This window comes from Roseobacter sp. AzwK-3b, assembly GCF_000170875.1.
In the GTDB taxonomy this organism is placed as follows: Bacteria; Pseudomonadota; Alphaproteobacteria; order Rhodobacterales; family Rhodobacteraceae; genus Roseovarius; species Roseovarius litoreus.
Genome location: NZ_ABCR01000001.1, coordinates 786,427 through 808,791, shown reverse-complemented (window position 1 = coordinate 808,791; position 22,365 = coordinate 786,427). Strand labels below are relative to the sequence as shown.

Sequence of the window (22,365 nt, the reverse complement as noted above, 5' to 3'; positions counted from 1 at the left end):
CTCAGTCGTCCAGCGTCGCCAGAACCTGCCCGGCGGTCACCGGCGCTTCGTTGTCGGCGGCATAACCGGCGAAGGTGCCGGCGATTTCGGATTTCACCTCGATGAAGGTTTTCATCACCTCGACCAGCCCAATCACGTCGCCGACGGCAACGGCATCGCCCTTGGACTTGTAGGGGTCATCCTCGGGGGAGGGGCGGTGATAGAAGGTTCCGGGAAGGGGGGATTGGATATCTGCCATGTTGGTTCTCCTGACGGTAAATCGTCTCAGCTTGCGCGTTCGAGCACGGTTGCGGCGGCGGCGATGGTGATGCCGTTATCGGTGAGCGTGCTGCGGATGGCGCGCCCGATCTCAAGCGCACCCGGCGTGTCGGAATGAAAACAGATCGATTCGAACTCGATCGGGATGTCGTTGCCATCGACGGTCCGGACGACGCCTTCCTGGCAGGCGCGCAGGCATTTCGCGGCGATCTGCTCGGGATCGGGGCGGGCCACCTGACGCTTGAACACGATCGAGCCGGTATCGTCGTAATCGCGGTCGGCGTAGAATTCGCGCACCACGGGATGCCCAAGGCGCTTGGCCGCCTCGTAGGTCTTGGAAATGCCCATGCAGAAGATGATCGCGTCGCTGCTGGTCTTCTGCAGGGTATCGACCATCAGCTGCGACAGCTCTTCGTTGACGGCGGCTTCCATGTAGAGGGCGCCATGCGGCTTGACGTGCTGCAAGGCGATGCCATAGCGGCGGCCGAATTCGCGGATCGCGCCGATCTGGTAGACGATGTCGTTGACCAGTTCCTCGGCGCTGGTGCGGATATAGCGCCGCCCGAAGCCCTGCAGATCGCGGTATCCGGGATGTGCGCCCAGCCCGACGCCATATTGCTGGGCCAGCTTCACCACACGGTCCATGGAATTGGGATCGCCCGCATGGAAGCCCGCCGCGATATTGGCCGAGCTGATGAGCGCCATGAGATCCTCGTCCGGGGCCTCGCCCAGGACCCACTGGCCAAACCCTTCGCCCATGTCACAGTTCAGATCGACTTCTGTTTTCATCGTCCTGGTCCTCGTCTGCTGGTGGCGACAGGATGACAATGCGGGCCGCGTCTTGTAAATTTCCAATATTTGTTCGGCCCATATCTGAATTTCAGAACATACCGGGATAAAAGACCCGGTCTAACCTTTTGAATTTCCCATATATGGTCAAAGATTCAGCGGTTTGTGAATACTATTATCTTTTTTTTCGATACTTGCTATTCTGATATTCATCAGATCGAAGCGGAGACCCTGGGCCTTTGATGAATTTCCGGCATCTCAAGTATTTCGTCGCGACCGCAGAATCGGGACAGGTCAGCCGTGCGGCAACGGCGCTGTCGATCTCGCAATCGGCGATCACCACAGCGATCCGCGACCTCGAGACGGAACTGGGCGCGGATCTGTTTCTACGCTCGGCGCAAGGGATGGAAATGACCGATGCGGGGCGCGAATTTCTGGCCTCGGCGCAGGATATCCTTGCGCGGCTGGACGAGGCCAAGAACCTGACGCAGCGCCGGTCGACGGCGGAAGGCGTCATCTCGATCGCGGCGACCTATACGGTGATCGGGTATTTCCTTCCCTATCATCTGGACCGGCTGGCGCATCTCTATCCGGGCATCAAGATCCGGCTGAGCGAATTGAACCGCGAAAGCATCGAAGAGGGGTTGCTGTCGAACCGGTTCGACATGGCGGTGGTGCTGACGTCCAATCTGACCAATCCCGAGATCGAGACCGAGACGCTTTTGAAATCCACACGGCGTCTTTGGGTGCCGGCGAACCATGCGTTTCACCGGGCGGGAAAGGCCAGTTTCGCCGAGATCGCCGAGCAGGATTACATCATGCTGACCGTCGATGAGGCGGCCCATACCACGATGAAATACTGGTCGGACACCAATTATCAACCCAAGGTCAAGCTGCGCACCGCGTCGGTCGAGGCGGTGCGGTCGATGGTGGCCAATGGACAGGGGGTCACGATCCTGTCGGACATGGTCTATCGGCCCTGGTCACTTGAGGGAAAACGCATCGGCACCGCCGCGACGACGCATGACATCCCGTCGATGGATGTGGGTCTGGCCTATAGGCGCGGGACGGATATCACCGGGCCGCTGGCGTTGGTGCATGATTATTTCCGCGAATCCTTTGTGGAGCCGCAGAGCTATTTCCAAAACCAGCGCCCCTGAGGCGAAGGCGCAGGGTCAGCCCTTGTCGCCCACATTCTCGGCGAAGGATTTGGTGAATGCCGCCTGCTGATCGGGGCTGGCTTCGGTCTGATGGGTGGCTTTCCACTCGTCATAAGGCATGCCGTAGAAAACCTCGCGCGCCTCGTCCTTGGACATGTCGATGCCACGGGCGTTGGCGGCTTCCTGATACCAGCGCGACAGGCAGTTGCGGCAAAAGCCTGCAAGGTTCATCATATCGATGTTCTGCACGTCGGCGCGCTTGTCCATGAGATGCTCGCGCAGGGTGCGGAAAGCGGCGGCTTCAAGCTCGATACGGGTCTGATCGTCCATGGGTATCCTCCTGTTTAAAGCGTTTCGCGAAAACCTGGCTCACAGATTTTCGCGAAACGCTTTAATGTTACAACATGCGCTTGAGATAGGGCGGGTTCAAGTCGGTGAGGCGCACTGTCAGGCTTCCGGCATCGGGCAGATGCGCCTGCAAGGTATCCATGACGATCCCCGCCAGATCGTCGCGCGTGGCGTCATCACGACCGGGGATCAGCAGCAATGTGGCATGAGCAAAGGCTTGCGGCACAACGCCAATGCGCGATGCGGTGGCGGCGATGGTGCGGGTGCGCACCGTTTCGGGGCCATTGACCGATGGATGGGCGGCAAGACGTTCAAACAGATCGTCGCAGAGCGCCTGCAAATTGTGGCTGTCCTGCAATCCGGCGGAATGTTCGACGATGACATGGGGCATGGGCGGATCCTTTCAGCGCAACATTAGGCCCGGCAAGGGCGCTTCGCGCAAGCCGGTCTTTGCGGCACGCGGCGGTCAGATCCCGGCGCGGTCGGCGGCCTCGTTCAGGATCGGGGCAAGGCGGCGCGCCCATGCGATCTGATCGTCGTGCTGTTCGATCAGGTCATTGCGCAGCTCCAAGAGGACATTGGGGCGCTGATAGGCGATGGCATGGCGCGCGATGGCGTCGCCGGGCAGATGCCCGCCGTAAGGTTCGTTCTCGCCCACGCAGAGATCCTGTTCCTCGCGCAGCCGGGCAATGAGCGGGCGCGACAGGCGTTCATCGGCGGCATAGAGCACACCAACTTGCCAGGGCCGCGGCGGTCTTCCCTGCAATTGGCGGGTAAAGCTGTGGACCGAAATCAGCACCGTATCGGGCCGCCGCGCCGCCAGTTCGGCCAGCGCGGTATGGTAAGGCCGGTAACAGCGGTTCAGGCGTAGGGTCAGCTCATCATGTCCGGCATGGCGGTTGCCGGGAATGATCGTGCCGTCATAGAGCTTCATCAGGAGGGTGGGGTCATCCTCGCCCCGGTTGGGGTCGATCACGAGGCGCGAGAAATTCGACAGGATCACCGGCGCATCAAGCTGTGCCCCCAGTTCGCGCGCGACACCGGCGGCGCCCACGTCATAGGCGATGTGGCGCGCCATATCTGCGGCCCCCAGACCAAGGCAGCCGCCATTGACGAAGGGCGGCACGGTATTGGCGGCATGATCGCAGGTGATCAGCCAACGGGAGGGGCGATCTGCGCCTTCGATGAAAAAGGGGTGGTATGTCATCGGGGTGTCATGTCCTTTCATCACCGTCTAGGACAGTTGAAAGGTGAAGTGAAATAGGTAATAACCGTGACGCGGGCTGTTAGCGTTAACATGCGTTGCGGCAGGCCTTCCCCGATCGCGATAGCCCCATTGACATGACGCGTCCGGACGTCGAAACCGGGCCAGAACATACAGGAAAGACACCGGATGAGACGCCACAGAAACGTCAAGATCGTCGCCACGCTTGGCCCCGCCTCGTCGGATTACGAGATGATCCGCGCGCTGCACGAAGCCGGGGCCGACGTGTTCCGCCTGAACATGAGCCATGGCAGCCACGAGGATATCGCCGAGCGGCACCGCATCATCCGCCAGATCGAGACCGATCTGGACAGCCCGATCGCCATTCTGGCCGATCTTCAGGGCCCCAAGCTGCGGGTCGGGGTCTTTGCCAATGGCGAAGAGGAATTGGAGGAAGGCGCCGAGTTCCGGCTTGATCTGGACGAGGCCGAGGGCGATGCCAGCCGCGTCTGCCTGCCCCATCCCGAGATTTTCGCGGCGCTGGAGCCGGGGGCGAGCCTGCTGGTCAATGACGGCAAGATCCGCCTGAAAGTGACAGAATGCGGCAAGGATTTCGCCCGGACCGAGGTGGTGATCGGCGGCACGATCTCGAACCGCAAGGGGGTGAATGTGCCCGATGTGGTGCTGCCGGTGGCGGCGCTGTCCGAGAAGGACCGCAAGGATCTGGAATTCGTCTGCGATCTTGGCGTGGACTGGCTGGCGCTGAGTTTCGTGCAGCGCGCGGAAGATGTGACCGAGGCGCGCGAGCTGGCCGCGGGTCGGGCCGCGATCCTCAGCAAGATCGAGAAGCCCGCGGCGGTGGAACGGTTCGATGCGATCCTTGCGGCATCGGACGGGATCATGGTGGCGCGCGGCGATCTGGGGGTGGAGCTGCCGGTGCAGAACGTGCCGCCGATCCAGAAACGTCTGGTCCGCAAGTGCCGCGCCGCCGCCAAGCCGGTGATCGTGGCGACGCAGATGCTGGAATCGATGATCGAAAGCCCGATGCCCACCCGCGCCGAAGTCAGCGACGTGGCCACCGCGATCTATGAGGGGGCAGATGCGATCATGCTCTCGGCGGAATCGGCGGCGGGCGACTATCCGATCGAGGCGGTGACCACGATGGACAACGTGGCCCGCGAAGTCGAGGATGATCCGACCTACACGGAAATCATCGAGGCGTCGCGCCGGGCCAAGCGCGAAAGCGTGGCCGACGGCATCGTCGCCGCCGCCCGCGAAATCGCCGAAACCACCGATATCAAGGCGATCTGCTGCTTTACCCAATCGGGCACGACGGCGCTGCTGGTGGCACGCGAGCGGCCCCGAGTGCCGATCATCGCGCTGACCAATCTGCGCGGCACCGCGCGGCGGCTGGCGCTGAGCTGGGGGGTGAATTGCGTGATGACCGGCGAGCTGGAACGCTTCAAGCAGGCGGTTCTGAATGCCGCGCGCGCCGCACGGGAGCAGGGCTATGCCGAGGCGCTGGATCAGATCGTGGTGACGGCGGGCGTGCCCTTCAACGTGCCGGGAACCACCAACATCCTGCGCGTCGCCCCCTGTCAGGAAAGTTTGATTTATTCGACCGATCCGGGATAAGTTGTAACAAGTTTATTGCAGTTATTGGTTTGGAGGGTTCGATGGATCCCGATCTGGCATTAATACTGGGGCTTGTTCTTATCGTTCTGTCGATCCCGTCCATGGTCGCGGCGCTGTCTGACGGGCATGCACCGCGCGTCGCGGCAATTACCCTGATTGCAGGCGGCGCCATGGTGGTCTGGGCCATCACGACCAAGCCCGGCGGATATACGATCCATGACGTGCCCGACACGTTCATAAAGGTCGTGGGCAGGTATCTTGCCTGAGAAATAAGGGCACCCCCCTTGCGAAACAGCAGGACGTGGCGTATACGGCGCGCCTGTCTGTGCGCGTCCGGCCAATGTGGCATGCCGAGTCGCGCGTTCAACCGACCGAAAGAGGAGCCGGAAATGCCCAAGATGAAGACCAAGTCGAGCTGCAAGAAGCGGTTCAAGGTGACAGCCACTGGCAAGATCAAGACCGCGCAAGCGGGCAAGCGCCATGGCATGATCAAGCGCACCAAGAAGTTCATCCGCGATGCCCGTGGCACCACGGTCATGTCAGAGGCCGACGCCAAGATCGTCCGGCCAATGATGCCCTATTCCCGTTAAGGCCGAAGGAGAACCTATAGATGTCACGCGTCAAAGGTGGAACCGTCACCCACGCCCGTCACAAGAAAGTCGTCAAGGCCGCCAAAGGCTATTACGGCCGTCGCAAGAATACCTTCAAGGTGGCCCGTCAGGCCGTCGACAAGGCCAACCAATACGCCACGCGCGACCGCAAGAACCGCAAGCGCAATTTCCGCGCGCTGTGGATCCAGCGGATCAACGCTGCGGTGCGCGCCCATGATGAGGGCCTGACCTATTCGCGCTTCATCAACGGTCTGGCCAAAGCCGGCGTTGAAGTGGACCGCAAGGTTCTGGCCGATCTGGCCGTCCGTGAGCCCGCCGCGTTCGGCGCGATCGTGGATCAGGCGAAAAGCGCTCTGGCCAACTGAGCCAACCACAGATTACCGGACAGTGAAGCAGCCATCGACCCCAGCGGGTCGGTGGCTTTTTCGTCACGTGGAGGCGGGTTCGGGGACACTCCGTGACTTTGCCCTAAACTCGGCGCGATTTTGCCCGATCTGTTAACCATTACAGACAGCAAGCCCTCATCCACCGAGCATCCGGCGCGCCACATGAGCAACCACACCCTGTCCCAAAAACCCGTTCCGCTGAGCGAAAAGGCCCGCCGCCTGCTTGAGGCCCATGATCGTGAAGTGAGACAGCAGATCACATCCGGCTGAACACGCGAGGCCCGGGGTGTCGTTGCGCGACAGGGCAGTCGTGCGCCGTTCACTCCCTTGCGCTGAGACGCCAAGCGCTGTAACCCGCCCGTAATGCCAAACGGGTGAGACAGATGGACGATCTCCGAGACAAATACCTGACCGCCATTGCCGATGCCGCCGGGGAATCGGCGCTTGAGGATCTGCGGCTGGCCGCCGTCGGCAAAAAGGGCGAGATCAGCCTGAAGATGCGCGAACTGGGCAAGATGAGCCCCGAAGAGCGTCAGGTGATGGGCCCGAAGCTCAATGCGCTGAAGGACGAGATCAACAGCGCGCTTGCCGCCAAGAAACAGGCGCTGTCGGATGCCGCGCTGGATGAGCGACTGCGCACCGAGTGGCTGGATGTCACCCTGCCCGCGCGACCGCAGCGACAAGGCTCGATCCACCCTGTGAGCCAGGTCACCGAAGAAGTCACCGCGATTTTTGCCGATATGGGCTTTGCCGTGGCCGAGGGGCCGCAGGTGGAAAGCGACTGGCACAATTTCGACGCGCTCAACATCCCCGGACACCACCCGGCCCGCGCCGAGATGGACACGTTCTATATGCATCGCGCCGAGGGCGATGAGCGCCCGCCGCATGTGCTGCGGACCCATACCAGCCCGGTGCAGATCAGGTCGATGGAGCTGTCGGGCGCGCCCTTGCGGGTGATCTGCCCCGGTCGCGTCTATCGCGCCGATTACGACCAGACCCACACGCCGATGTTTCATCAGGTCGAGGGGCTGGCGATCGACAAGGACATCTCCATGGCAAACCTGAAATGGGTTCTGGAGGAATTCGTCAAGGCGTTCTTCGAGGTGGATGAGGTCGAATTGCGGTTTCGCGCCTCGCATTTCCCGTTCACCGAACCCTCGGCCGAGGTGGATATCCGCTGCAGCTGGGAAGGGGGCACGCTCAAGGTGGGCGAGGGCGACGACTGGCTGGAGATTCTGGGCAGCGGGATGGTGCATCCCAAGGTGCTGATGGCGGGCAATATCGATCCGGCTGCATGGCAGGGCTTTGCCTTCGGGGTGGGGATCGACCGGATCGCGATGTTGAAATACGGCATTCCCGATCTGCGCGCCTTCTTCGACTCGGATCTGCGCTGGCTGCGGCACTACGGGTTCGCGGCGCTTGATGTGCCGACGATCCGGGGCGGGCTGAGCCGCTGATCGGCGCAACACTGGATGGGAGTGGCGAGGAATTTTTTGAAAATTCCTCGCTGTTTTCTTTTGAAGAAAACATTCCCCCCGGACGGTTGTGGCATCGACAGGCTGCATCGAGGTCACTAGGCTGCCGGAAAACAGGGAGCCTCGCATATGCCGCTTATCCAATTCGTCTATGCCTCGCGTCCTTTCGGCTTCGATACGGCGATCCTGTCGAATATCCTGCTGGATGCACGCCGGCTCAATGATCGGGACAACATCACCGGCGCGCTGATTGCCCGCAGTGATCTTTATCTTCAGCTTCTGGAGGGTCCGCGCGACAAGGTCGAAGCCGCCTATGAGCGCATTCGCCGCGATGACCGCCATGTGGAGGTGACGCCCCTGTTGACCCGCAGCATCGAAAAACGGCTGTTTCCGGGCTGGGCGATGCGGGACGATCCGGCGCAAAGCTGGGTCTGGAGCATCGAGGCGGTGCGCGATGGCGCGATCGAGCGCGCCACCAAAGAGGAAGTCCTCGGCTTTTTCACGCAGCTTGCGGAAAAAGGCGTGGTGCCGCCGCGCGGCGGCTGACCCGGTTTGAAATGGCGCAAACGCCCACAGGGTGTTGCAGGGGTTTTCCCCTTCTCCCGGATAGGATAAAGCCGCGGCAACCCTTTTGTCTTGCGTGGATCAAATCCGATGAAATTCACCCTTTCGTGGCTGAAAGACCATCTTGAAACCGAGGCCAGCCTTGACGAGATCGCCGAGGTGCTGACCGATTTGGGGCTCGAGGTCGAGGATATCTCGAACCCGGCCGCAAGGTTGGATCAGTTCACCATCGGCAAGGTCATCAAGACGGAAAAGCATCCCGACGCCGACAAGCTCAGGGTCTGTCAGGTCGAGACCGCCGATGGCCCCACCCAGATCATCTGCGGCGCGCCCAATGCCCGAGAGGGGATCACCGTGGTCGTGGCCAAGCCCGGCGTCTATGTGCCCGGCATCGACACGACAATCGGGGTGGGCAAGATCCGCGGGATCGAAAGCCACGGCATGATGTGCTCGGAGCGCGAGATGGAGCTGAGCGAGGAGCATGACGGCATCATCGAGCTGCCCTCGGGAGAGGTGGGTCAGCGCTTCACCGACTGGCTGGCCGAGAACGATCCCGCCAAGGTCGATCCGGTGATCGAAATCGCCATAACCCCGAACCGTCCCGATGCCTTGGGTGTGCGCGGCATCGCGCTGGATCTGGCGGCAAGGGGTCTGGGCACCATGAAGCCAGCGCCGAAAGCGCATGTGGAAGGGGCTTTCCCCTGCCCGATCACCGTGACCATCGAGGAGGACGCACAGCAGAACGGCTGCGAGGTCTTTGCCGGGCGGTTGATCCGGGGCGTGACCAATGGCCCCTCGCCGCAATGGCTGCAGGACCGGCTGCGCGCAATCGGTCTGCGGCCGATTTCGGCTCTGGTGGATGTGACCAACTTCTTCACCTTCGATCGCAACCGGCCGCTGCATGTGTTCGATGCCGACAAGGTGCAGGGCAATCTGCGGGTCCATCGCACCAAAGGCGGCGAGACCCTGACCGGGCTGGACGAGAAGGAATATACCTTTGGCCCGGGAATGGTGGTGATTTCCGACGACGCTGGTATCGAAAGCATTGGCGGCATCATGGGCGGGCTGGCCACGGGCTGCATCGACGAGACCGTCAACGTGTTCCTTGAAGCCGCCGTCTGGGATCATGTGCAGATCGCCACGACGGGCCGCGCCCTCAGGATCAATTCGGATGCGCGCTATCGCAATGAACGCGGCATTGACCCGGCCTTCAACATGGAAGCGATCGATCTTGCGACGCAGATGATCCTTGATCTGTGTGGCGGAGAAGCCTCCAGCACGGTGATCGCCGGGAAGGTGCCGGATGTCAGCCGCGCCTACCGTCTGGACCCGGAACGCGTGCAATCGCTGGTCGGCATGGACATCCCCGAGGCCGAGCAGCGCCGCACCTTGACCGCGCTTGGCTTCAAGCTCGAGGGCGACATGGCGCAAGTGCCGAGCTGGCGGCCCGACATTCTGGGCGAGGCCGATCTGGTGGAAGAGGTGGCGCGGATCGCGTCTTTGACCAAGCTGGTGGGCAAGCCCCTGCCGCGCATGAAAACCGGCGTGCCGCAACCGATCCTGTCACCGATGCAAAAGCGCGAGCAGATCGCGCGGCGCACCACCGCCGGGCGCGGTTACAACGAATGCGTGACCTACAGTTTCATCGACCACGCCAGCGCCACCCTGTTCGGCGGCGGCCATGATGCGACGATGCTTGCCAACCCGATCAGCTCGGATCTGAGCCATATGCGCCCCGATCTGCTGCCGGGCCTGTTGCAGGCGGCGGCACGCAATCAGGCGCGTGGCCATATGGACCTGGCGCTCTTCGAGGTGGGCCATGCCTTTCACGGAGGTGAACCCGAAGAACAGCATCTGCAGGTGAGCGGCCTTCTGGTAGGGCGCACAGGTCCGAAGGACGTGCATGGCGCCATGCGTCCTGTGGATGTGTTCGACGCGAAAGCCGATGCCGAAGCAGTGCTGGCGGCCCTTGGCGCGCCCGACAAGGTGCAGATCCTGCGCGATGGCCCGGACTGGTTCCATCCGGGCCGGCACGGGCGCATTTGTCTTGGCCCAAAGAAGGTGCTGGGCATTTTCGGAGAGCTGCACCCCCGCGTGCTGGAGGCGATGGACGTCAAGGGACCGGCGGTCGCCTTTACGCTGTTCCCCGCCGAACTGCCGCTGCCGCGCAAGAAAACCACCGGGCGCGGCGCGCTTGCGATCCGCGATCTGCAGGCTGTCGAAAGGGATTTCGCCTTTGTGGTGGATGCCGATGTCGAAGCACTCACCCTGGTCAATGCAGCCGCCGGCGCCGACAAGGCCATGATCGAGGATGTGCGTGTCTTTGACGAGTTCATCGGTGGCAGTCTGGGCGAGGGCCGGAAATCTCTCGCGGTGACCGTGCGACTTCAGCCGGTCGAGGCGACGCTCAAGGAAGCGGAGATCGAAGCGGTGTCGAAAGCGATCGTCGAGAAGGTCGAGAAAGCCACCGGAGGCAAATTGCGCGGGTGAGGTGACGGCAAGGGTACGTCGCCCTAAAGCGTTCCGCCTTTACCCTGAGGCTTAAGCGACAGGCGGAACGCGAGCACCGATTGAAGCGAGCACCGCATTTCGCGAAAATATGTGATACAGGTTTTTCGCGAAACGCTTTAGGTAAGCGCACAGCATGATAGTGAGGACCAAGGGGATACCATGACACTCAACATATATCTTTCCGGCGAAATCCACACCGACTGGCGCGACCAGATCATCGCAGGCGCCAAGGGGCTTGATGTGAGTTTCAACAGCCCGGTTACCGATCATGCGGCAAGCGATGATTGCGGTGTCGATATCCTTGGCGCCGAGGATGACAAATACTGGCATGACCACAAGGGCGCGATGATCAACGCGATCCGCACCCGCAAGGGGATTGCCGATGCCGATGTGGTCGTGGTGCGCTTTGGCGACAAGTACAAGCAATGGAACGCAGCGTTTGACGCGGGCTATGCAAGCGCGCTTGGCAAATCGCTTATCATTTTGCAGCCGCCCGAGCATGACCACGCCCTCAAAGAGGTGAACGCCGCCGCACTGGCGATGGCGCGCACACCTGAACAGGTGGTGCAGATCCTGCGCTATGTTCTGGAAGGCAGCTTGCCCGTCTGACCGCGTTCGGCGCAAGTTTGCCACACCGGACAGGCCATCGCCTATCCGACATTTCATTGTCTCGCTTTTTTCAAAAAATGCGCATTATTGTCCCGCCAACGTGGACAATGGGGCCATGTCTAACGAGTGAAACAAAAAAGGGGACAGTGAAAATGATTCAGGAATTGAAGGACTTCATCGCCAAAGGCAATGTCATGGACATGGCTGTCGGCATCATCATCGGGGCGGCATTTACCGCCATTGTCAGCTCGCTCGTGGGTGATCTTATCAATCCGATCATCAGTCTGTTCATGGGCGGAATCGATTTCGCCGGGCAATATGTCGTGTTGGGCGCGGGCGAATTCGCCTCGATCACCGAAGCGGAAGAGGCCGGTGTCGCGGTCTTTGCCTGGGGCAGGTTCGTGATGGCCGTGATCAATTTCCTGATCATCGCCTTCGTGGTCTTCCTGCTGGTCAAGGCAGTGAACCGCGCGAAGGACGCAACCGCCAAGAAAGAGGCCGCCCCCGCCGAAGAGGCGCCCGCAGGGCCGACCGAACTGGACCTGCTGATGGAAATCCGGGACGCTTTGAAGAAGTGACCCGGACAGGCTGAGGAAAGTCACGGGGGCCTGCAGACGTGCAGGCCCTTTTCCTTTGGCGCCAAGGCGGGTTTTCCAAACGACCCGGGCGGCCCCTGTCAGCCGCGGCCGATAAAGGGCATCGTGGTGGCCATCAGCGTCATGAACTGGACATTGGCCTCGGCGGGCAGCTCTGCCATATGCAGCACGGCACGGCCGACATCGGCCACATCCATCGTCGGTGGCGCATCTTGGGGATTGGCCGCGATGATCCCCTCCAGAAGCTCGGTCCGGGCGTTGCCGATATCGATCTGCCCGCAAGCAATGCCGAACGCCCGCCCATCCAGAGACAGCGATTTGGTCAGACCGGTGATCGCGTGCTTGGTGGTGGTATAGGCCACCGACAGCGCACGCGGCGCATGCGCACTGATCGAGCCGTTGTTGATGATGCGCCCGCCCTGCGGGGTCTGTGCGCGCATTCGGGCAAAGGCCGCACGGGCACAGTTGAACATGCCGTGCAAGTTCACATCGACCACCTGATGCCACTCCTCATGGCTCAGCTCGTCAATCAGGGCGGCGCGCCCGAAACTGCCCGCGTTGTTGAACAGAACATCCAGCCGACCGGCCTGTGTGGTGAAGCTGTCGAACGCTGCCTCGACCGCGCGCGGGTCGGTCACGTCGCAGGGCAGGATCACGGCGTTGGGATGGTCCTGTGCCATGTCGCGCAAGGCATCTTCGCGCCGCGCCAGACAGCCGACATGCCAGCCCGCCTCCAGAAACGTTCTGGCGCAGGCCGCACCGATCCCGGCGCTGGCCCCTGTGACAAGGATGGTTTTCATGGGTTGGCGTCCTCTTCGGGCTGGAGTTGCAAAGGCACCGGCGCCGCGCGCAGATCGTCGATCCGCAAGGGGCCTGTCGGTTTGGCAAGGCGGTTGCGCACCACCCAATGCAGCCGTTCTTCGGCGCGGGTGATCGCCACATAGGCCAGCCGCTTCCACAAGGGTTGGCCGGCTTCGGTGCGGCCCATGCGCGAGGCGGCATAAATGTCCGGCGCAAAGACCTGTACATCGCGCCATTGCGAGCCTTGCGCCTTGTGGATCGTCACGGCGGCACCATGCAGAAAAGTCGCCCCCATGCGCGCCGCGAAGGGGATGAACGGCTCTTCCTCATCGGGCTTTTCGATCTTCACGATGCTGGCCGCACTGACGCGCGGCTCTTCGGCGCCGATCACATGCAGCCGCGAAAACCCGGGCTTGCTGCCAAGGCCAAGATAGATGACCTGCGCCCCCTTGATGAGGCCGCGCGCCTCGAGATCCAGCCGTTTCTTGCGATGCTTGAGAGGCAGTTCAATACCGTCGCAGATCAGCGGCTCACCTTCGAGAAGGGCATCCTCGGGGGCGCCGTGGACAGCCCGGAACGCATTTATCAGCCGGATGCGGGTGGCATTCCGCCAGACCAGAACCGGCGAGCGCGCCATCAGATCGACCTCGACCCGCTGCGCCCAACGCACACGGTCATCGTGGCGGGACTTTTCTTCGACCATCTGTTCGAACGCCGCGAAATCCAGCTGTGGATCGGCCAGCGCATGCGCCAGATCAAGGATCGGGTTATCGGCATCCTGCCGGTGGATGCGGTGCAGGATCAGCTTGGAATTGTCCGGCAGCGCATCAAACACCATCGATCCGGACTGGTTCACCGGCGCAAGCTGCGCAGGATCGCCGAACAGCAGGAGATTGGGAAAGATATCCTTGAGATCCTCGAACTGCTTGTCGTCGAGCATCGACGCCTCATCCACCAATCCGATATCGAGCGGCTCTTCGCGGCGCTTCCAGCCAGTGATGAAATCGCTTCCGCGCAGACCCGCCGCAGCCAGCGCACCGGGCACGGACTTGTTCGACTGATAGAACGCAAAGGCCCGGTCCAGCGCCTCGTCGGTCAGGCCCTCGATCTCGGGGCGCTCGCCATTTCCCGCCAGCCATTCGGCGATCTTTTCGTATTCCGGATGATAGACGGGGGTATAGAGGATCCTGTGAATCGTGGTCGCCGGCACCCCACGCAGCCGCAACACGCTGGCCGCCTTGTTGGTCGGCGCTAGGATCGCCAATGTGCGTTTGTCACGTCGCTTGCGACCTTCCCAGTCGCCCGACACGATATCCACCCCGGCCTCTTCCAGCGCATGGGTCAGCGCGGCGAGCAGCAGCGTCTTGCCCGACCCGGCCTTGCCGACAACCGCCATGACGCGAGGTTTGCCCTCGCGCGCGGGCAGGACAAGCCCTTCCTCCAGATCGACACCCGCCGCCCGCAACATCTCGGAGATGCGGTCATGGGCTTCGGCCTGGTCGTCGGAAAAGGTCAGTGTGCTCTGGGACATGCGCGCGACCCTAGCCGCACGCGCCCGCCTGTGCCAGAGGCAGAACGCCCCGTCATGTGTTCGGGGCGAGACCTGCGGTCGATCTGGTCCCGAGGCTCCGGCGGAACCACAGGTCCGATACGGCTGGCGCGATCCCCGCCCGCCGCGCCACACGCGCCCGCGCCGCATCGCTGAACGCCCACAGCCCGACCGCGATCCTGTCGCGCCCGGTTCCCGCGCTGCCCAGCTCTTGCGGGCTGGCGCCGATCTGCCGGTAAATGCGCACCATGCGCGCATCGAACACGCCGGCGAACCGGCTGATCCCGTAGCCGCGCATCACCTCGCCACCGCCAAGCATCAGCCCCGCAGCCACGCGCCCGCCCGCCTTCGCACCAAGGCAGAACCGGGTGCATTCCCATGTCTTTCGGCTGGCCAGAACATGCCCTTGCAAGAGATGCGCGAAGTGATCCGCAATCATCGTCGGCCCGGTGGTCGGCAGGAACCGCATCGAGCCGCGATGCAACCCGTCCGCCCCCTGCCAGATCACGTAGAGCGGGTTCAACGCGTCGTAGGCGTCTGTCTCGAAGCCCTGCGCATCCACCGTAACCGGCCAGCCCAGCCGGGCCGAGAACTGATCGGCACGGTCGCGGAACATGCTGTCACGCAGGCGCGGATGCAAGTGCAAATCACGGGCAGGAAGATAGCGGAGCATGGCGAAGCCTCTTGGCATGAAGGCCCGCATGTTTCGAAGGTAATCCTTAATGAAACCGTTCGCTGCCGCGCGTTGCGCTTCAGGTGATGACGATCAGACCACGGGTGATCGCCCGGGACACCGCATGCAGCGTGTTGATCGCCCCCAGCTTGAGCCGCGCCGACTCGACATAGGTGCGCAAGGTATGTTCCGAGATCATCAGCGTCTCGGCCACCTGAGCCCGGCTATAGCCCATGGCCAGAAGGGTGATCACATCCACCTCTCGCGGGGACAGGGGCTGCGCGGTGAGCGGGCAACGACCCGGTTCCAGCAAAAGCGCCTTGTGGTTGAAGTAATGCGCGATAAGGATCAGCGTCCGGCGATGGGTGTCGGTGAACATTGCCCAAGCTTCATCGGTGCAGTGATGGCTGACGCTGAACAGGGCGAATTGCCCGTTGGGACCGCGCAGCGGCACGGAATATCCCTGATTGCCGATGCCATGTGCCACCGCATCGGACAGAAAGGCGCGCGCGGCGCGGCTTGACCAGTCGAGGCGCTTCCAGTCGACAGGATGAAACGTCTGATAGCAGCCCTGAACCACCGGATCGATGCGCAGGTAATCCTTGGCCACGTAGAGCTGCACCCATGCCGCGGGATATGTGCCACAGCCATATTGCTCGCCGCCGGAACTGACCCAGTGGTAGACGACATGATCGACCCCAATCTCATCCCTGAGCCGCTCGATCAGCCTTTGAAGGTCATCGATGTCAGATGCGCCTTCCAACGCCTCCAGAAAGCTGTCCAGCCGGTACGCGGGGCCTGCGATCATCCGCTTGCGTTCCTTCGCTATCCCGTGCCAGCTCCAGCGCCGCCAGAAGGCGCGTGTCGTCCAGCTGGTCGGCCAAGGCGAAGAGACCGTTCTGCCGGGCAAACGCCTGAAGATCCACTAGCACGTCGAGTATCCATTCGTTTTGCATCTTCAGGCTCCGATCAGGACGTTAACGAAAGATTAATACAACCATAGCATGAGGGGAATTTATTAATAATTCGCTTATTTCACCCCCCCAGAAATGGTGAGGCGTGGCAAACCAAGCCTCTGAAACCATTGAAAAGGGCTCTCGGCCCCTGCCGAAAAAGAAATCGCCCGCGACCGGCATGACCGATTCGCGGGCGCCTCTCCTCCTCCGGAGAAACCTGAAGGCGTTACTTGCCGGCTTCCAGCACGTCCTCGAACGTGCGCAGGCCGGGCTTGGGCGCCTGAACCAGAACGGACATATTGCCGGGCTTGTGTTCGTTGCGCAGCATCTGCATATGCGCTGCGGGGATCTGATCCCACGGGAACACTTCGGACATGCACGGATCGAGACGCCGCTCGATCATCAGGCGGTTGGCCGATGCGGCCTGCTTGAGATGCGCGAAATGCGAGCCTTGCAGGCGCTTTTGGTGCATCCACATGTAGCGCACGTCGAACGTGCAGTTGAAGCCGCTGGTGCCGGCGCAGATCACAATCATGCCGCCCTTCTTGCAGACCAGCGTCGATACCGGGAACGTCGCCTCGCCGGGATGTTCGAACACCATGTCGACATTGACGCCCTTGCCGGTGATGTCCCAGATCGCCTTGCCGAATTTCCGGGCTTCCTTCAGCCAGTCATTGTATTCCGCTGTCCCCACCTTGGGCAGCTGGCCCCAGCAGTTGAATTCCTTGCGGTTGATGACGCCGCGCGCGCCCTGATCCATCACGAACTGACGCTTGGATTCGTCGCTGATGACGCCGATCGCGTTGGCGCCCACGGTATTGGCCAGCTGGATCGCATAAGACCCAAGCCCACCCGAGGCGCCCCAGACCAGCACATTCTGACCCGGCTTCAATTCATGCGGCGCATGTCCGAACAGCATCCGATAGGCGGTGGCCAGCGTCAGCGTGTAGCAGGCCGATTCCTCCCATGTCAGGTGCTTGGGCCGCGGCATGAGCTGTTGGGCCTGCACGCGGGTGAACTGGGAAAACGCTCCGTCCGGGGTCTCATAGCCCCAGATGCGCTGCGTGGGGGACATCATCGGGTCGCCGCCGTTGCAATCCTCGTCGTTGCCGTCGTCCTGATTGCAGTGGATCACCACTTCATCGCCGACTTTCCAGGTTTTCACGGCCGAGCCGACCTTCCACACGATGCCTGCGGCATCTGAACCGGCGATATGGTAAGGCTCTCCGTGGCCATCGAAGGGGCTGATCGGTTCACCAAGACCGGCCCAAACGCCATTATAGTTGACGCCCGCCGCCATCACGAGAACCAGCACCTCGTTGCTGTCGATCTCCCATGTGTCGACCACCTCGACCTTGAAAGACGTGTCGGGTTCGCCATGCCGGTCGCGGCGGATCGCCCATGCATACATCTGCTTGGGCACGTGGCCCAGCGGAGGCATTTCACCGATCTCGTAGAGATCTTTTTCGGGCGCGTCATAGGGAGCGATGCCTATATCGGTATCCAGAGCCATGTTCAGCCTCCTTGTGGTGTCCAGTCTTGCCGCAATGCAGAATCACAGCGTTCGAAGCTGGATATAACCCAACGCGCAATAATGCAATCCTGTGATGTCACTTTTTGTAATTTTATGACCCTGCAACTGCAGCAATATCTGGGCTACGTGCTGCACCCGCGAAAAAGATGCGCGATGGACTTCGCGTAAAAGGCAAGGATCGGCCTTTGGTCCTCGATGATGGAATACCGGCCAGCCCGGTCCGAGACGATGCCGCGCCCAACCAGCATGCGCAGACCCGCCTCGACGCAATAGGCCATGTCCATACAGGGCAGATGCATCTCTGCTTGTGGCACATGCGCGACCATGTCGCTCAACGTCTTCTCCAGCGCGGTCCGTGTCATCGCGCCATTCTCCAGCAAGGCATGCGCCACAAGTGGGACCGGCAGTATAGGAATCTCCTGGCCGATCCTTTCCATCAGCAATTCGCCCAGCTCTTCGACCTTTGCGCCCGGGCGCTCGGCCCGGAACTCGGTCAGCGACAGGGGCGCGCCGAAACTCACCGCCGCATAGCCGTGCCGATGATAGCGCCCGCGCACCCACAACCAGAGTTGATGAAGGATAAACCGCGCCACCACGCTGATCCGCGCCCGAAAGCGGCGCTGGCCCTTCTGATCGGCGGCAACAAGAATGCGGTCCTCAAAGACGCGATCGTAATTCAACGCAACCGGAACAAAGACCACATCCCGCGTCGTGGCGTCCCGGCCTTCGACGATATATTTGAGAATACCCAGCTTGGGCAGCGCCAGCCCGCCATCAAGGCTCAGCCCGCCTTCGGGGAATACCGCCTGCGTTACCCCGCCATCGGTGGCCATCTGCACATAGCGCGCCAGCACCCGCCGATACAGCTCGTTGCGCGATTTGCGCCGGATGAAATACGCCCCCATCGCCTTGATGAGCCGCGACAATGGCCAGACGCGCGCCCATTCCCCTACCGCATAGGACAATGCCGAGCGTTCGGCGGCCAGCCATGTGACCAGCATGTAATCCATGTTCGAGCGGTGGTTCATCACGAACACAACCGTCGCACCCCGGTCCACTTTGGCCAACGTGGCGTCGTCGAAATGGCACAGCCGCACCCGGTAGAGCGCCTTGGACAGCCATTTCGCCACCCGAATCGCCACACTGAAATACGCAACGGCGGAAAATCCCGGCACGATTTCGCGGGCGTATCGCTTGGCCTTCTCGAAGGCGACGTTTTCGGGGACCCCTTCGGACTTTGCATGATCGGCAATCGCCCGGCTGACATCCGGATCATAGATCAGCCGCTGGATCATGTCGTGCCGCCGCGCCAGCTTGAACGGCTCGATCGGACGCTCCAGACGCGCATTCAACCTTGCGACCGCGCGCTCCATCCTGCGCCTGAAAAACCAGCGAACCGATGGGAACAGGAAATGCGATGCAAAGGTCACCGCCGCGAAGGCGACCAGAAGCATCAGCACCCATAACGGCATTTCGATCATGTTGCCCATACGCCAAGCAATACAGGGTTTCATCGCGTGGTAAATGCCCCCATGCCGCATCGCAGCGAATTGACAGCGCCACATTATTCCAGATACATATTCCAGAACGTAAGAAAATTGCGCACTTTGACACACGAGGCCCGCTCATGTCCCAGACCGACACGACCCGCGATCGTCCTTGGCTGATCCGCACCTATGCCGGCCACTCCACGGCCAAGGCATCGAACGCGCTGTACCGCTCGAATCTTGCGCGCGGCCAGACGGGCCTCTCGGTCGCTTTCGACCTGCCCACCCAGACAGGCTATGACAGCGATCACGTTCTGGCGCGCGGCGAAGTGGGCAAGGTCGGCGTGCCGGTATGCCATCTGGGGGACATGCGCGCGCTGTTCGACCAGATCCCCCTCGATCAGATGAACACCTCGATGACGATCAACGCCACGGCCCCCTGGCTTCTGGCGCTTTACGTTGCCGTGGCCGAGGAACAAGGCGCCGATGTCACCCAATTGCAGGGCACCGTGCAGAATGACCTGATCAAGGAATATCTCAGCCGTGGCACCTATATCTGCCCACCAAAACCGTCGCTCAAGCTGATCGGGGACGTGGCCGAATACTGCTACACGAACATCCCCAAATGGAACCCGATGAACGTGTGTTCCTATCACCTGCAAGAGGCCGGCGCCACGCCAGAGCAGGAACTGGCCTTCGCGCTGGCCACCGCCACCGCCGTTCTGGACGAACTCAAGCCGCGCGTCCCCCCCGAAGATTTCCCGATGCTGGTGGGGCGGATCAGCTTTTTCGTGAACGCCGGCATCCGCTTTGTCACCGAGATGTGCAAGATGCGCGCCTTCGTCGATCTGTGGGACGAAATCTGCCGTGACCGCTATGGCGTCGAGGATGCCAAGTATCGCCGCTTCCGTTATGGCGTGCAGGTCAATTCGCTTGGCCTGACCGAACAGCAGCCGGAAAACAACGTCTACCGCATCCTGATCGAGATGCTGGCCGTGACCCTTTCGAAAAAGGCACGCGCCCGCGCCGTGCAGCTGCCCGCCTGGAACGAGGCGCTTGGCCTGCCGCGTCCCTGGGATCAGCAATGGTCGATGCGCATGCAGCAGATCCTTGCCTACGAGACAGATCTTCTGGAATTCGACGACCTGTTCGAAGGCAACCCGGCGGTCGATGCCAAGGTCGAGGTGCTCAAGGAAGGCGCGCGCCACGAGCTGGCCAATATCGATAGCATGGGCGGCGCCGTGTCGGCGATAGAATACATGAAATCCCGCCTCGTCGACAGCAACGCCGACCGCCTCAACCGGATCGAGCGCAACGAGACCGTCGTTGTCGGCGTCAACAAATGGACCGAGGGCGAGCCCAGCCCCCTGATGGGGGAGGATGGCGGCATCATGGTCGTCGACCCGGCGGTTGAGGCCGATCAGGTGGAGCGCCTCAATACATGGCGCGCCGAGCGCGACGCCGCCGCCGTCAAGGCAGCCTTGGCCAATCTGCGCGCCGCCGCTCAGGAAGGGCGCAACATCATGCCCGCCTCGATCGACGCGGCCCGTGCCGGGGTCACCACCGGGGAGTGGGCCGCGCAGATGCGCGCCGTGCACGGCGAATATCGCGGCCCCACCGGTGTCTCGGGCAGCCCCTCGAACAAAACCGAAGGTCTGGATGACATCCGGGATGCGGTCAACGCCGTCTCTGACAAGCTGGGCCGCCGACTGAAATTCCTTGTGGGCAAGCCCGGCCTTGACGGACATTCCAACGGCGCAGAACAGATCGTCTTCCGCGCCCGTGACTGCGGCATGGACATCAGCTATGACGGCATCCGCCTCACCCCCGAAGAAATCGTGCGCTCGGCACTCGAGGATGAGGCCCATGTTGTGGGCCTGTCGATCCTGTCGGGCTCGCATATCCCGCTGGTCGAGGATCTGATGGCCCGCATGCAGGATGCAGGCCTTGGCCATGTGCCCGTGATCGTCGGCGGCATCATCCCCGAAGAGGACGCAAGGCGGCTCAGGGCGATGGGTGTCGCGCGCGTCTATACCCCCAAGGATTTCGAGCTCAATGCGATCATGATGGATATCGTGGCACTGGCCGATCCACAGGCCGTCGCGGCCGAATAGGGATCGCACTCAACCGATCCAAGAAACGGGCCCGCGCGTCACCGCCGGGCCCGTTTTCATGTCATTCACATTCAAGACGCCATGACGTCGGGCTGTGGTTATTCGGTGCGCACGGCCTCGAGACGGGCCATGATGCGCGCATTCAGGTCTTCGTCCTGCCGCGCCGCCTGTCCGATGGCCACGTAATCCTCGGGCGACATGTTCTCGACATCGGCCACCGCCTCGATCGCGGCGGTATTGGCTTCCTCGATCAGCGCCTTCTGCCCGGCCTCATCGGCCTGTTCCTGGATCTTCGGCAGATAATCCGCCCGCACCGCCTCGATCGCGATCAGCGCTTCGACGAAGGCATCGAGCTTTGCGTCGTTCAACGTCTCTGCGGTGATGTCCGCTGCCTCATTGTCCTGCGCCGCCAGAGGGCTGGCCAGAGCCGTCGCAACAGCAAGCATGATGGGGGCGATCTTGTTTCTGAAGGTCAAATCCAAACTCCATTTGCGTCGATGATACCCGGCTCCAAAGTCCGGGGCTGTCGTGCACATGGGCCATCACACCGACCGGGGCAAACGCCTCAGCGGAAAAATGCCGGCGGGCCTCGGCAACTCGCCTCTGGCCCTTTGCATCGGTTTCGGGTCAGACTGGGGCAAAGTTCGAAGGATATATCGCATGACCATCACAATCCGCCCTCTTTGCCCCGACGATAGATCCGACTGGCAAAGACTTTGGACAGCCTATCTCGACTTCTACGAAACGACCCTGCCCGACGCAGTTTATGACACAACCTTCGCACGCCTGCTCGACCCCGACCGCCCGGCCCAGAACGCCCTGCCGGCGATTCACGATGAGCGCGCGGTCGGTCTCGTGCATTACATCTACCACCCGCATAACTGGCGGATCGAGGATGTGTGCTACCTACAGGACCTCTATACCGATCCCTCGATACGGGGCCAGGGCGCCGGGCGCGCCCTGATCGAAGCGGTCTATGCGGCGGCTGACGCCAACGGCACCCCCGTTGTCTACTGGCTGACGCAGGATTTCAACACCGAGGCCCGTCATCTCTATGACCGGATTGGCAAACTCACCCCCTTCATCAAGTACCAAAGGTAACCCC

25 protein-coding genes are annotated in these 22,365 nt (G+C 61.9%); 12 read left to right on the top strand and 13 right to left on the bottom strand.

Annotated elements, in window-relative coordinates; translation table 11 throughout:
* Position 1: 1 nt before the first annotated feature.
* Together RAZWK3B_RS03710 and RAZWK3B_RS03705 are read right to left on the bottom strand one after the other, a co-directional pair.
* Entirely contained in the window at positions 2–238 is a 237-nt protein-coding gene (locus tag RAZWK3B_RS03710; RefSeq protein ID WP_007812313.1) for an acetyl-CoA carboxylase, read from the bottom strand.
* Between the two features lie 26 nt (positions 239–264).
* Entirely contained in the window at positions 265–1,047 is a 783-nt protein-coding gene (locus RAZWK3B_RS03705) for a 5-oxoprolinase subunit PxpA (RefSeq protein ID WP_007812311.1), read from the bottom strand.
* A 242-nt stretch (positions 1,048–1,289) separates the two neighbouring features.
* On the opposite strand from RAZWK3B_RS03705, the gene RAZWK3B_RS03700 reads away from it, so the two are divergent.
* Positions 1,290–2,207 (top strand): LysR family transcriptional regulator, encoded by a 918-nt coding sequence (locus RAZWK3B_RS03700; RefSeq protein ID WP_007812309.1) that lies wholly within the window; start codon positions 1,290–1,292, stop codon positions 2,205–2,207.
* A gap of 15 nt (positions 2,208–2,222) precedes the next feature.
* Here the strand turns inward: RAZWK3B_RS03700 and RAZWK3B_RS03695 are convergent, their stop codons facing one another.
* The 3 genes from RAZWK3B_RS03695 to RAZWK3B_RS03685 form a co-directional block, all read right to left on the bottom strand.
* Positions 2,223–2,537, bottom strand: coding sequence for a DUF1244 domain-containing protein (locus RAZWK3B_RS03695; RefSeq protein WP_007812307.1), 315 nt, complete (start codon positions 2,535–2,537; stop codon positions 2,223–2,225).
* Between the two features lie 67 nt (positions 2,538–2,604).
* Positions 2,605–2,946 (bottom strand): tautomerase family protein, encoded by a 342-nt coding sequence (locus RAZWK3B_RS03690; RefSeq protein WP_007812305.1) that lies wholly within the window; start codon positions 2,944–2,946, stop codon positions 2,605–2,607.
* A gap of 75 nt (positions 2,947–3,021) precedes the next feature.
* A complete protein-coding gene (locus tag RAZWK3B_RS03685; RefSeq protein WP_007812304.1) occupies positions 3,022–3,762 on the bottom strand; it encodes an N-formylglutamate amidohydrolase in 741 nt (246 codons plus the stop codon).
* A 186-nt stretch (positions 3,763–3,948) separates the two neighbouring features.
* Between RAZWK3B_RS03685 and pyk the strand changes: the two genes are divergently transcribed.
* From pyk to mscL, 9 genes are all read left to right on the top strand, one after another.
* Entirely contained in the window at positions 3,949–5,394 is a 1,446-nt protein-coding gene (pyk, locus tag RAZWK3B_RS03680; protein ID WP_007812302.1) for a pyruvate kinase, read from the top strand.
* A gap of 41 nt (positions 5,395–5,435) precedes the next feature.
* Positions 5,436–5,660 (top strand): hypothetical protein, encoded by a 225-nt coding sequence (locus RAZWK3B_RS03675; protein ID WP_007812301.1) that lies wholly within the window; start codon positions 5,436–5,438, stop codon positions 5,658–5,660.
* A gap of 123 nt (positions 5,661–5,783) precedes the next feature.
* A complete protein-coding gene (gene rpmI / locus RAZWK3B_RS03670) occupies positions 5,784–5,984 on the top strand; it encodes a 50S ribosomal protein L35 (protein WP_007812300.1) in 201 nt (66 codons plus the stop codon).
* Positions 5,985–6,004: 20 nt separating this feature from the next.
* Complete coding sequence (gene rplT, locus RAZWK3B_RS03665; RefSeq protein ID WP_007812299.1) at positions 6,005–6,370, top strand: 50S ribosomal protein L20; 366 nt, start codon at positions 6,005–6,007, stop codon at positions 6,368–6,370.
* 404 nt (positions 6,371–6,774) lie between these two features.
* Complete coding sequence (pheS, locus tag RAZWK3B_RS03660) at positions 6,775–7,848, top strand: phenylalanine--tRNA ligase subunit alpha (protein ID WP_007812298.1); 1,074 nt, start codon at positions 6,775–6,777, stop codon at positions 7,846–7,848.
* 147 nt (positions 7,849–7,995) lie between these two features.
* Positions 7,996–8,412 (top strand): BLUF domain-containing protein, encoded by a 417-nt coding sequence (locus RAZWK3B_RS03655; RefSeq protein WP_007812297.1) that lies wholly within the window; start codon positions 7,996–7,998, stop codon positions 8,410–8,412.
* 108 nt (positions 8,413–8,520) lie between these two features.
* Complete coding sequence (pheT, locus tag RAZWK3B_RS03650) at positions 8,521–10,920, top strand: phenylalanine--tRNA ligase subunit beta (protein ID WP_007812296.1); 2,400 nt, start codon at positions 8,521–8,523, stop codon at positions 10,918–10,920.
* Positions 10,921–11,100: 180 nt separating this feature from the next.
* Positions 11,101–11,550: a YtoQ family protein gene (locus RAZWK3B_RS03645; RefSeq protein WP_007812295.1), complete on the top strand. Its 450-nt coding sequence runs from the start codon at positions 11,101–11,103 to the stop codon at positions 11,548–11,550.
* A 152-nt stretch (positions 11,551–11,702) separates the two neighbouring features.
* A complete protein-coding gene (gene mscL, locus RAZWK3B_RS03640) occupies positions 11,703–12,128 on the top strand; it encodes a large conductance mechanosensitive channel protein MscL (RefSeq protein WP_007812294.1) in 426 nt (141 codons plus the stop codon).
* Positions 12,129–12,226: 98 nt separating this feature from the next.
* Here mscL and RAZWK3B_RS03635 read toward each other — a convergent pair whose 3' ends face one another.
* The 7 genes from RAZWK3B_RS03635 to RAZWK3B_RS03610 form a co-directional block, all read right to left on the bottom strand.
* Positions 12,227–12,946, bottom strand: coding sequence for an SDR family oxidoreductase (locus RAZWK3B_RS03635; protein WP_007812293.1), 720 nt, complete (start codon positions 12,944–12,946; stop codon positions 12,227–12,229).
* On the bottom strand, positions 12,943–14,478 hold the full coding sequence (locus RAZWK3B_RS03630) for an AAA family ATPase (RefSeq protein ID WP_007812292.1): 1,536 nt from the start codon (positions 14,476–14,478) through the stop codon (positions 12,943–12,945). The genes RAZWK3B_RS03635 and RAZWK3B_RS03630 overlap by 4 nt, the downstream gene beginning before the upstream one ends.
* Before the next feature lie 52 nt (positions 14,479–14,530).
* Positions 14,531–15,169, bottom strand: coding sequence for an acyl-homoserine-lactone synthase (locus RAZWK3B_RS03625; RefSeq protein ID WP_007812291.1), 639 nt, complete (start codon positions 15,167–15,169; stop codon positions 14,531–14,533).
* 79 nt (positions 15,170–15,248) lie between these two features.
* Entirely contained in the window at positions 15,249–15,977 is a 729-nt protein-coding gene (locus RAZWK3B_RS03620) for a helix-turn-helix transcriptional regulator (protein ID WP_007812290.1), read from the bottom strand.
* Positions 15,916–16,125: a hypothetical protein gene (locus RAZWK3B_RS21005; protein WP_157132119.1), complete on the bottom strand. Its 210-nt coding sequence runs from the start codon at positions 16,123–16,125 to the stop codon at positions 15,916–15,918. The genes RAZWK3B_RS03620 and RAZWK3B_RS21005 overlap by 62 nt, the downstream gene beginning before the upstream one ends.
* A gap of 226 nt (positions 16,126–16,351) precedes the next feature.
* The gene (gene ccrA, locus RAZWK3B_RS03615) at positions 16,352–17,638 is read right to left on the bottom strand and encodes a crotonyl-CoA carboxylase/reductase (RefSeq protein WP_007812288.1); all 1,287 of its coding nucleotides are present in this window, start codon (positions 17,636–17,638) and stop codon (positions 16,352–16,354) included.
* A gap of 143 nt (positions 17,639–17,781) precedes the next feature.
* A complete protein-coding gene (locus tag RAZWK3B_RS03610) occupies positions 17,782–19,149 on the bottom strand; it encodes a 1-acyl-sn-glycerol-3-phosphate acyltransferase (protein WP_007812287.1) in 1,368 nt (455 codons plus the stop codon).
* A 137-nt stretch (positions 19,150–19,286) separates the two neighbouring features.
* Here RAZWK3B_RS03610 and RAZWK3B_RS03605 point away from each other — a divergent pair, with 137 nt between their 5' ends.
* Positions 19,287–21,260, top strand: coding sequence for an ethylmalonyl-CoA mutase (locus RAZWK3B_RS03605; RefSeq protein WP_007812286.1), 1,974 nt, complete (start codon positions 19,287–19,289; stop codon positions 21,258–21,260).
* Positions 21,261–21,358: 98 nt separating this feature from the next.
* Here RAZWK3B_RS03605 and RAZWK3B_RS03600 read toward each other — a convergent pair whose 3' ends face one another.
* Positions 21,359–21,736 (bottom strand): DUF4168 domain-containing protein, encoded by a 378-nt coding sequence (locus RAZWK3B_RS03600; RefSeq protein ID WP_157132118.1) that lies wholly within the window; start codon positions 21,734–21,736, stop codon positions 21,359–21,361.
* Between the two features lie 184 nt (positions 21,737–21,920).
* Between RAZWK3B_RS03600 and RAZWK3B_RS03595 the strand changes: the two genes are divergently transcribed.
* Complete coding sequence (locus RAZWK3B_RS03595; RefSeq protein ID WP_007812282.1) at positions 21,921–22,361, top strand: GNAT family N-acetyltransferase; 441 nt, start codon at positions 21,921–21,923, stop codon at positions 22,359–22,361.
* Positions 22,362–22,365: the final 4 nt, after the last annotated feature.

Excerpts from the sequence above, each read along its gene's own strand:
- pheT (WP_007812296.1), top strand. The coding sequence starts at position 8,521 with ATGAAATTCACCCTTTCGTGGCTGAAAGACCATCTTGAAACCGAGGCC.
- pyk (WP_007812302.1), top strand. The coding sequence starts at position 3,949 with ATGAGACGCCACAGAAACGTCAAGATCGTCGCCACGCTTGGCCCCGCC.
- RAZWK3B_RS03710 (WP_007812313.1), bottom strand. The coding sequence starts at position 238 with ATGGCAGATATCCAATCCCCCCTTCCCGGAACCTTCTATCACCGCCCC.
- rplT (WP_007812299.1), top strand. The coding sequence starts at position 6,005 with ATGTCACGCGTCAAAGGTGGAACCGTCACCCACGCCCGTCACAAGAAA.
- RAZWK3B_RS03695 (WP_007812307.1), bottom strand. The coding sequence starts at position 2,537 with ATGGACGATCAGACCCGTATCGAGCTTGAAGCCGCCGCTTTCCGCACC.
- RAZWK3B_RS03620 (WP_007812290.1), bottom strand. The coding sequence starts at position 15,977 with ATGATCGCAGGCCCCGCGTACCGGCTGGACAGCTTTCTGGAGGCGTTG.
- RAZWK3B_RS03675 (WP_007812301.1), top strand. The coding sequence starts at position 5,436 with ATGGATCCCGATCTGGCATTAATACTGGGGCTTGTTCTTATCGTTCTG.
- RAZWK3B_RS03685 (WP_007812304.1), bottom strand. The coding sequence starts at position 3,762 with ATGACATACCACCCCTTTTTCATCGAAGGCGCAGATCGCCCCTCCCGT.
- RAZWK3B_RS03610 (WP_007812287.1), bottom strand. The coding sequence starts at position 19,149 with ATGGGCAACATGATCGAAATGCCGTTATGGGTGCTGATGCTTCTGGTC.
- RAZWK3B_RS03690 (WP_007812305.1), bottom strand. The coding sequence starts at position 2,946 with ATGCCCCATGTCATCGTCGAACATTCCGCCGGATTGCAGGACAGCCAC.
- pheS (WP_007812298.1), top strand. The coding sequence starts at position 6,775 with ATGGACGATCTCCGAGACAAATACCTGACCGCCATTGCCGATGCCGCC.
- ccrA (WP_007812288.1), bottom strand. The coding sequence starts at position 17,638 with ATGGCTCTGGATACCGATATAGGCATCGCTCCCTATGACGCGCCCGAA.
- RAZWK3B_RS03705 (WP_007812311.1), bottom strand. The coding sequence starts at position 1,047 with ATGAAAACAGAAGTCGATCTGAACTGTGACATGGGCGAAGGGTTTGGC.
- RAZWK3B_RS03605 (WP_007812286.1), top strand. The coding sequence starts at position 19,287 with ATGTCCCAGACCGACACGACCCGCGATCGTCCTTGGCTGATCCGCACC.
- RAZWK3B_RS03645 (WP_007812295.1), top strand. The coding sequence starts at position 11,101 with ATGACACTCAACATATATCTTTCCGGCGAAATCCACACCGACTGGCGC.
- mscL (WP_007812294.1), top strand. The coding sequence starts at position 11,703 with ATGATTCAGGAATTGAAGGACTTCATCGCCAAAGGCAATGTCATGGAC.
- RAZWK3B_RS03655 (WP_007812297.1), top strand. The coding sequence starts at position 7,996 with ATGCCGCTTATCCAATTCGTCTATGCCTCGCGTCCTTTCGGCTTCGAT.
- RAZWK3B_RS21005 (WP_157132119.1), bottom strand. The coding sequence starts at position 16,125 with ATGCAAAACGAATGGATACTCGACGTGCTAGTGGATCTTCAGGCGTTT.
- rpmI (WP_007812300.1), top strand. The coding sequence starts at position 5,784 with ATGCCCAAGATGAAGACCAAGTCGAGCTGCAAGAAGCGGTTCAAGGTG.
- RAZWK3B_RS03635 (WP_007812293.1), bottom strand. The coding sequence starts at position 12,946 with ATGAAAACCATCCTTGTCACAGGGGCCAGCGCCGGGATCGGTGCGGCC.
- RAZWK3B_RS03700 (WP_007812309.1), top strand. The coding sequence starts at position 1,290 with ATGAATTTCCGGCATCTCAAGTATTTCGTCGCGACCGCAGAATCGGGA.
- RAZWK3B_RS03625 (WP_007812291.1), bottom strand. The coding sequence starts at position 15,169 with ATGCTCCGCTATCTTCCTGCCCGTGATTTGCACTTGCATCCGCGCCTG.
- RAZWK3B_RS03630 (WP_007812292.1), bottom strand. The coding sequence starts at position 14,478 with ATGTCCCAGAGCACACTGACCTTTTCCGACGACCAGGCCGAAGCCCAT.
- RAZWK3B_RS03595 (WP_007812282.1), top strand. The coding sequence starts at position 21,921 with ATGACCATCACAATCCGCCCTCTTTGCCCCGACGATAGATCCGACTGG.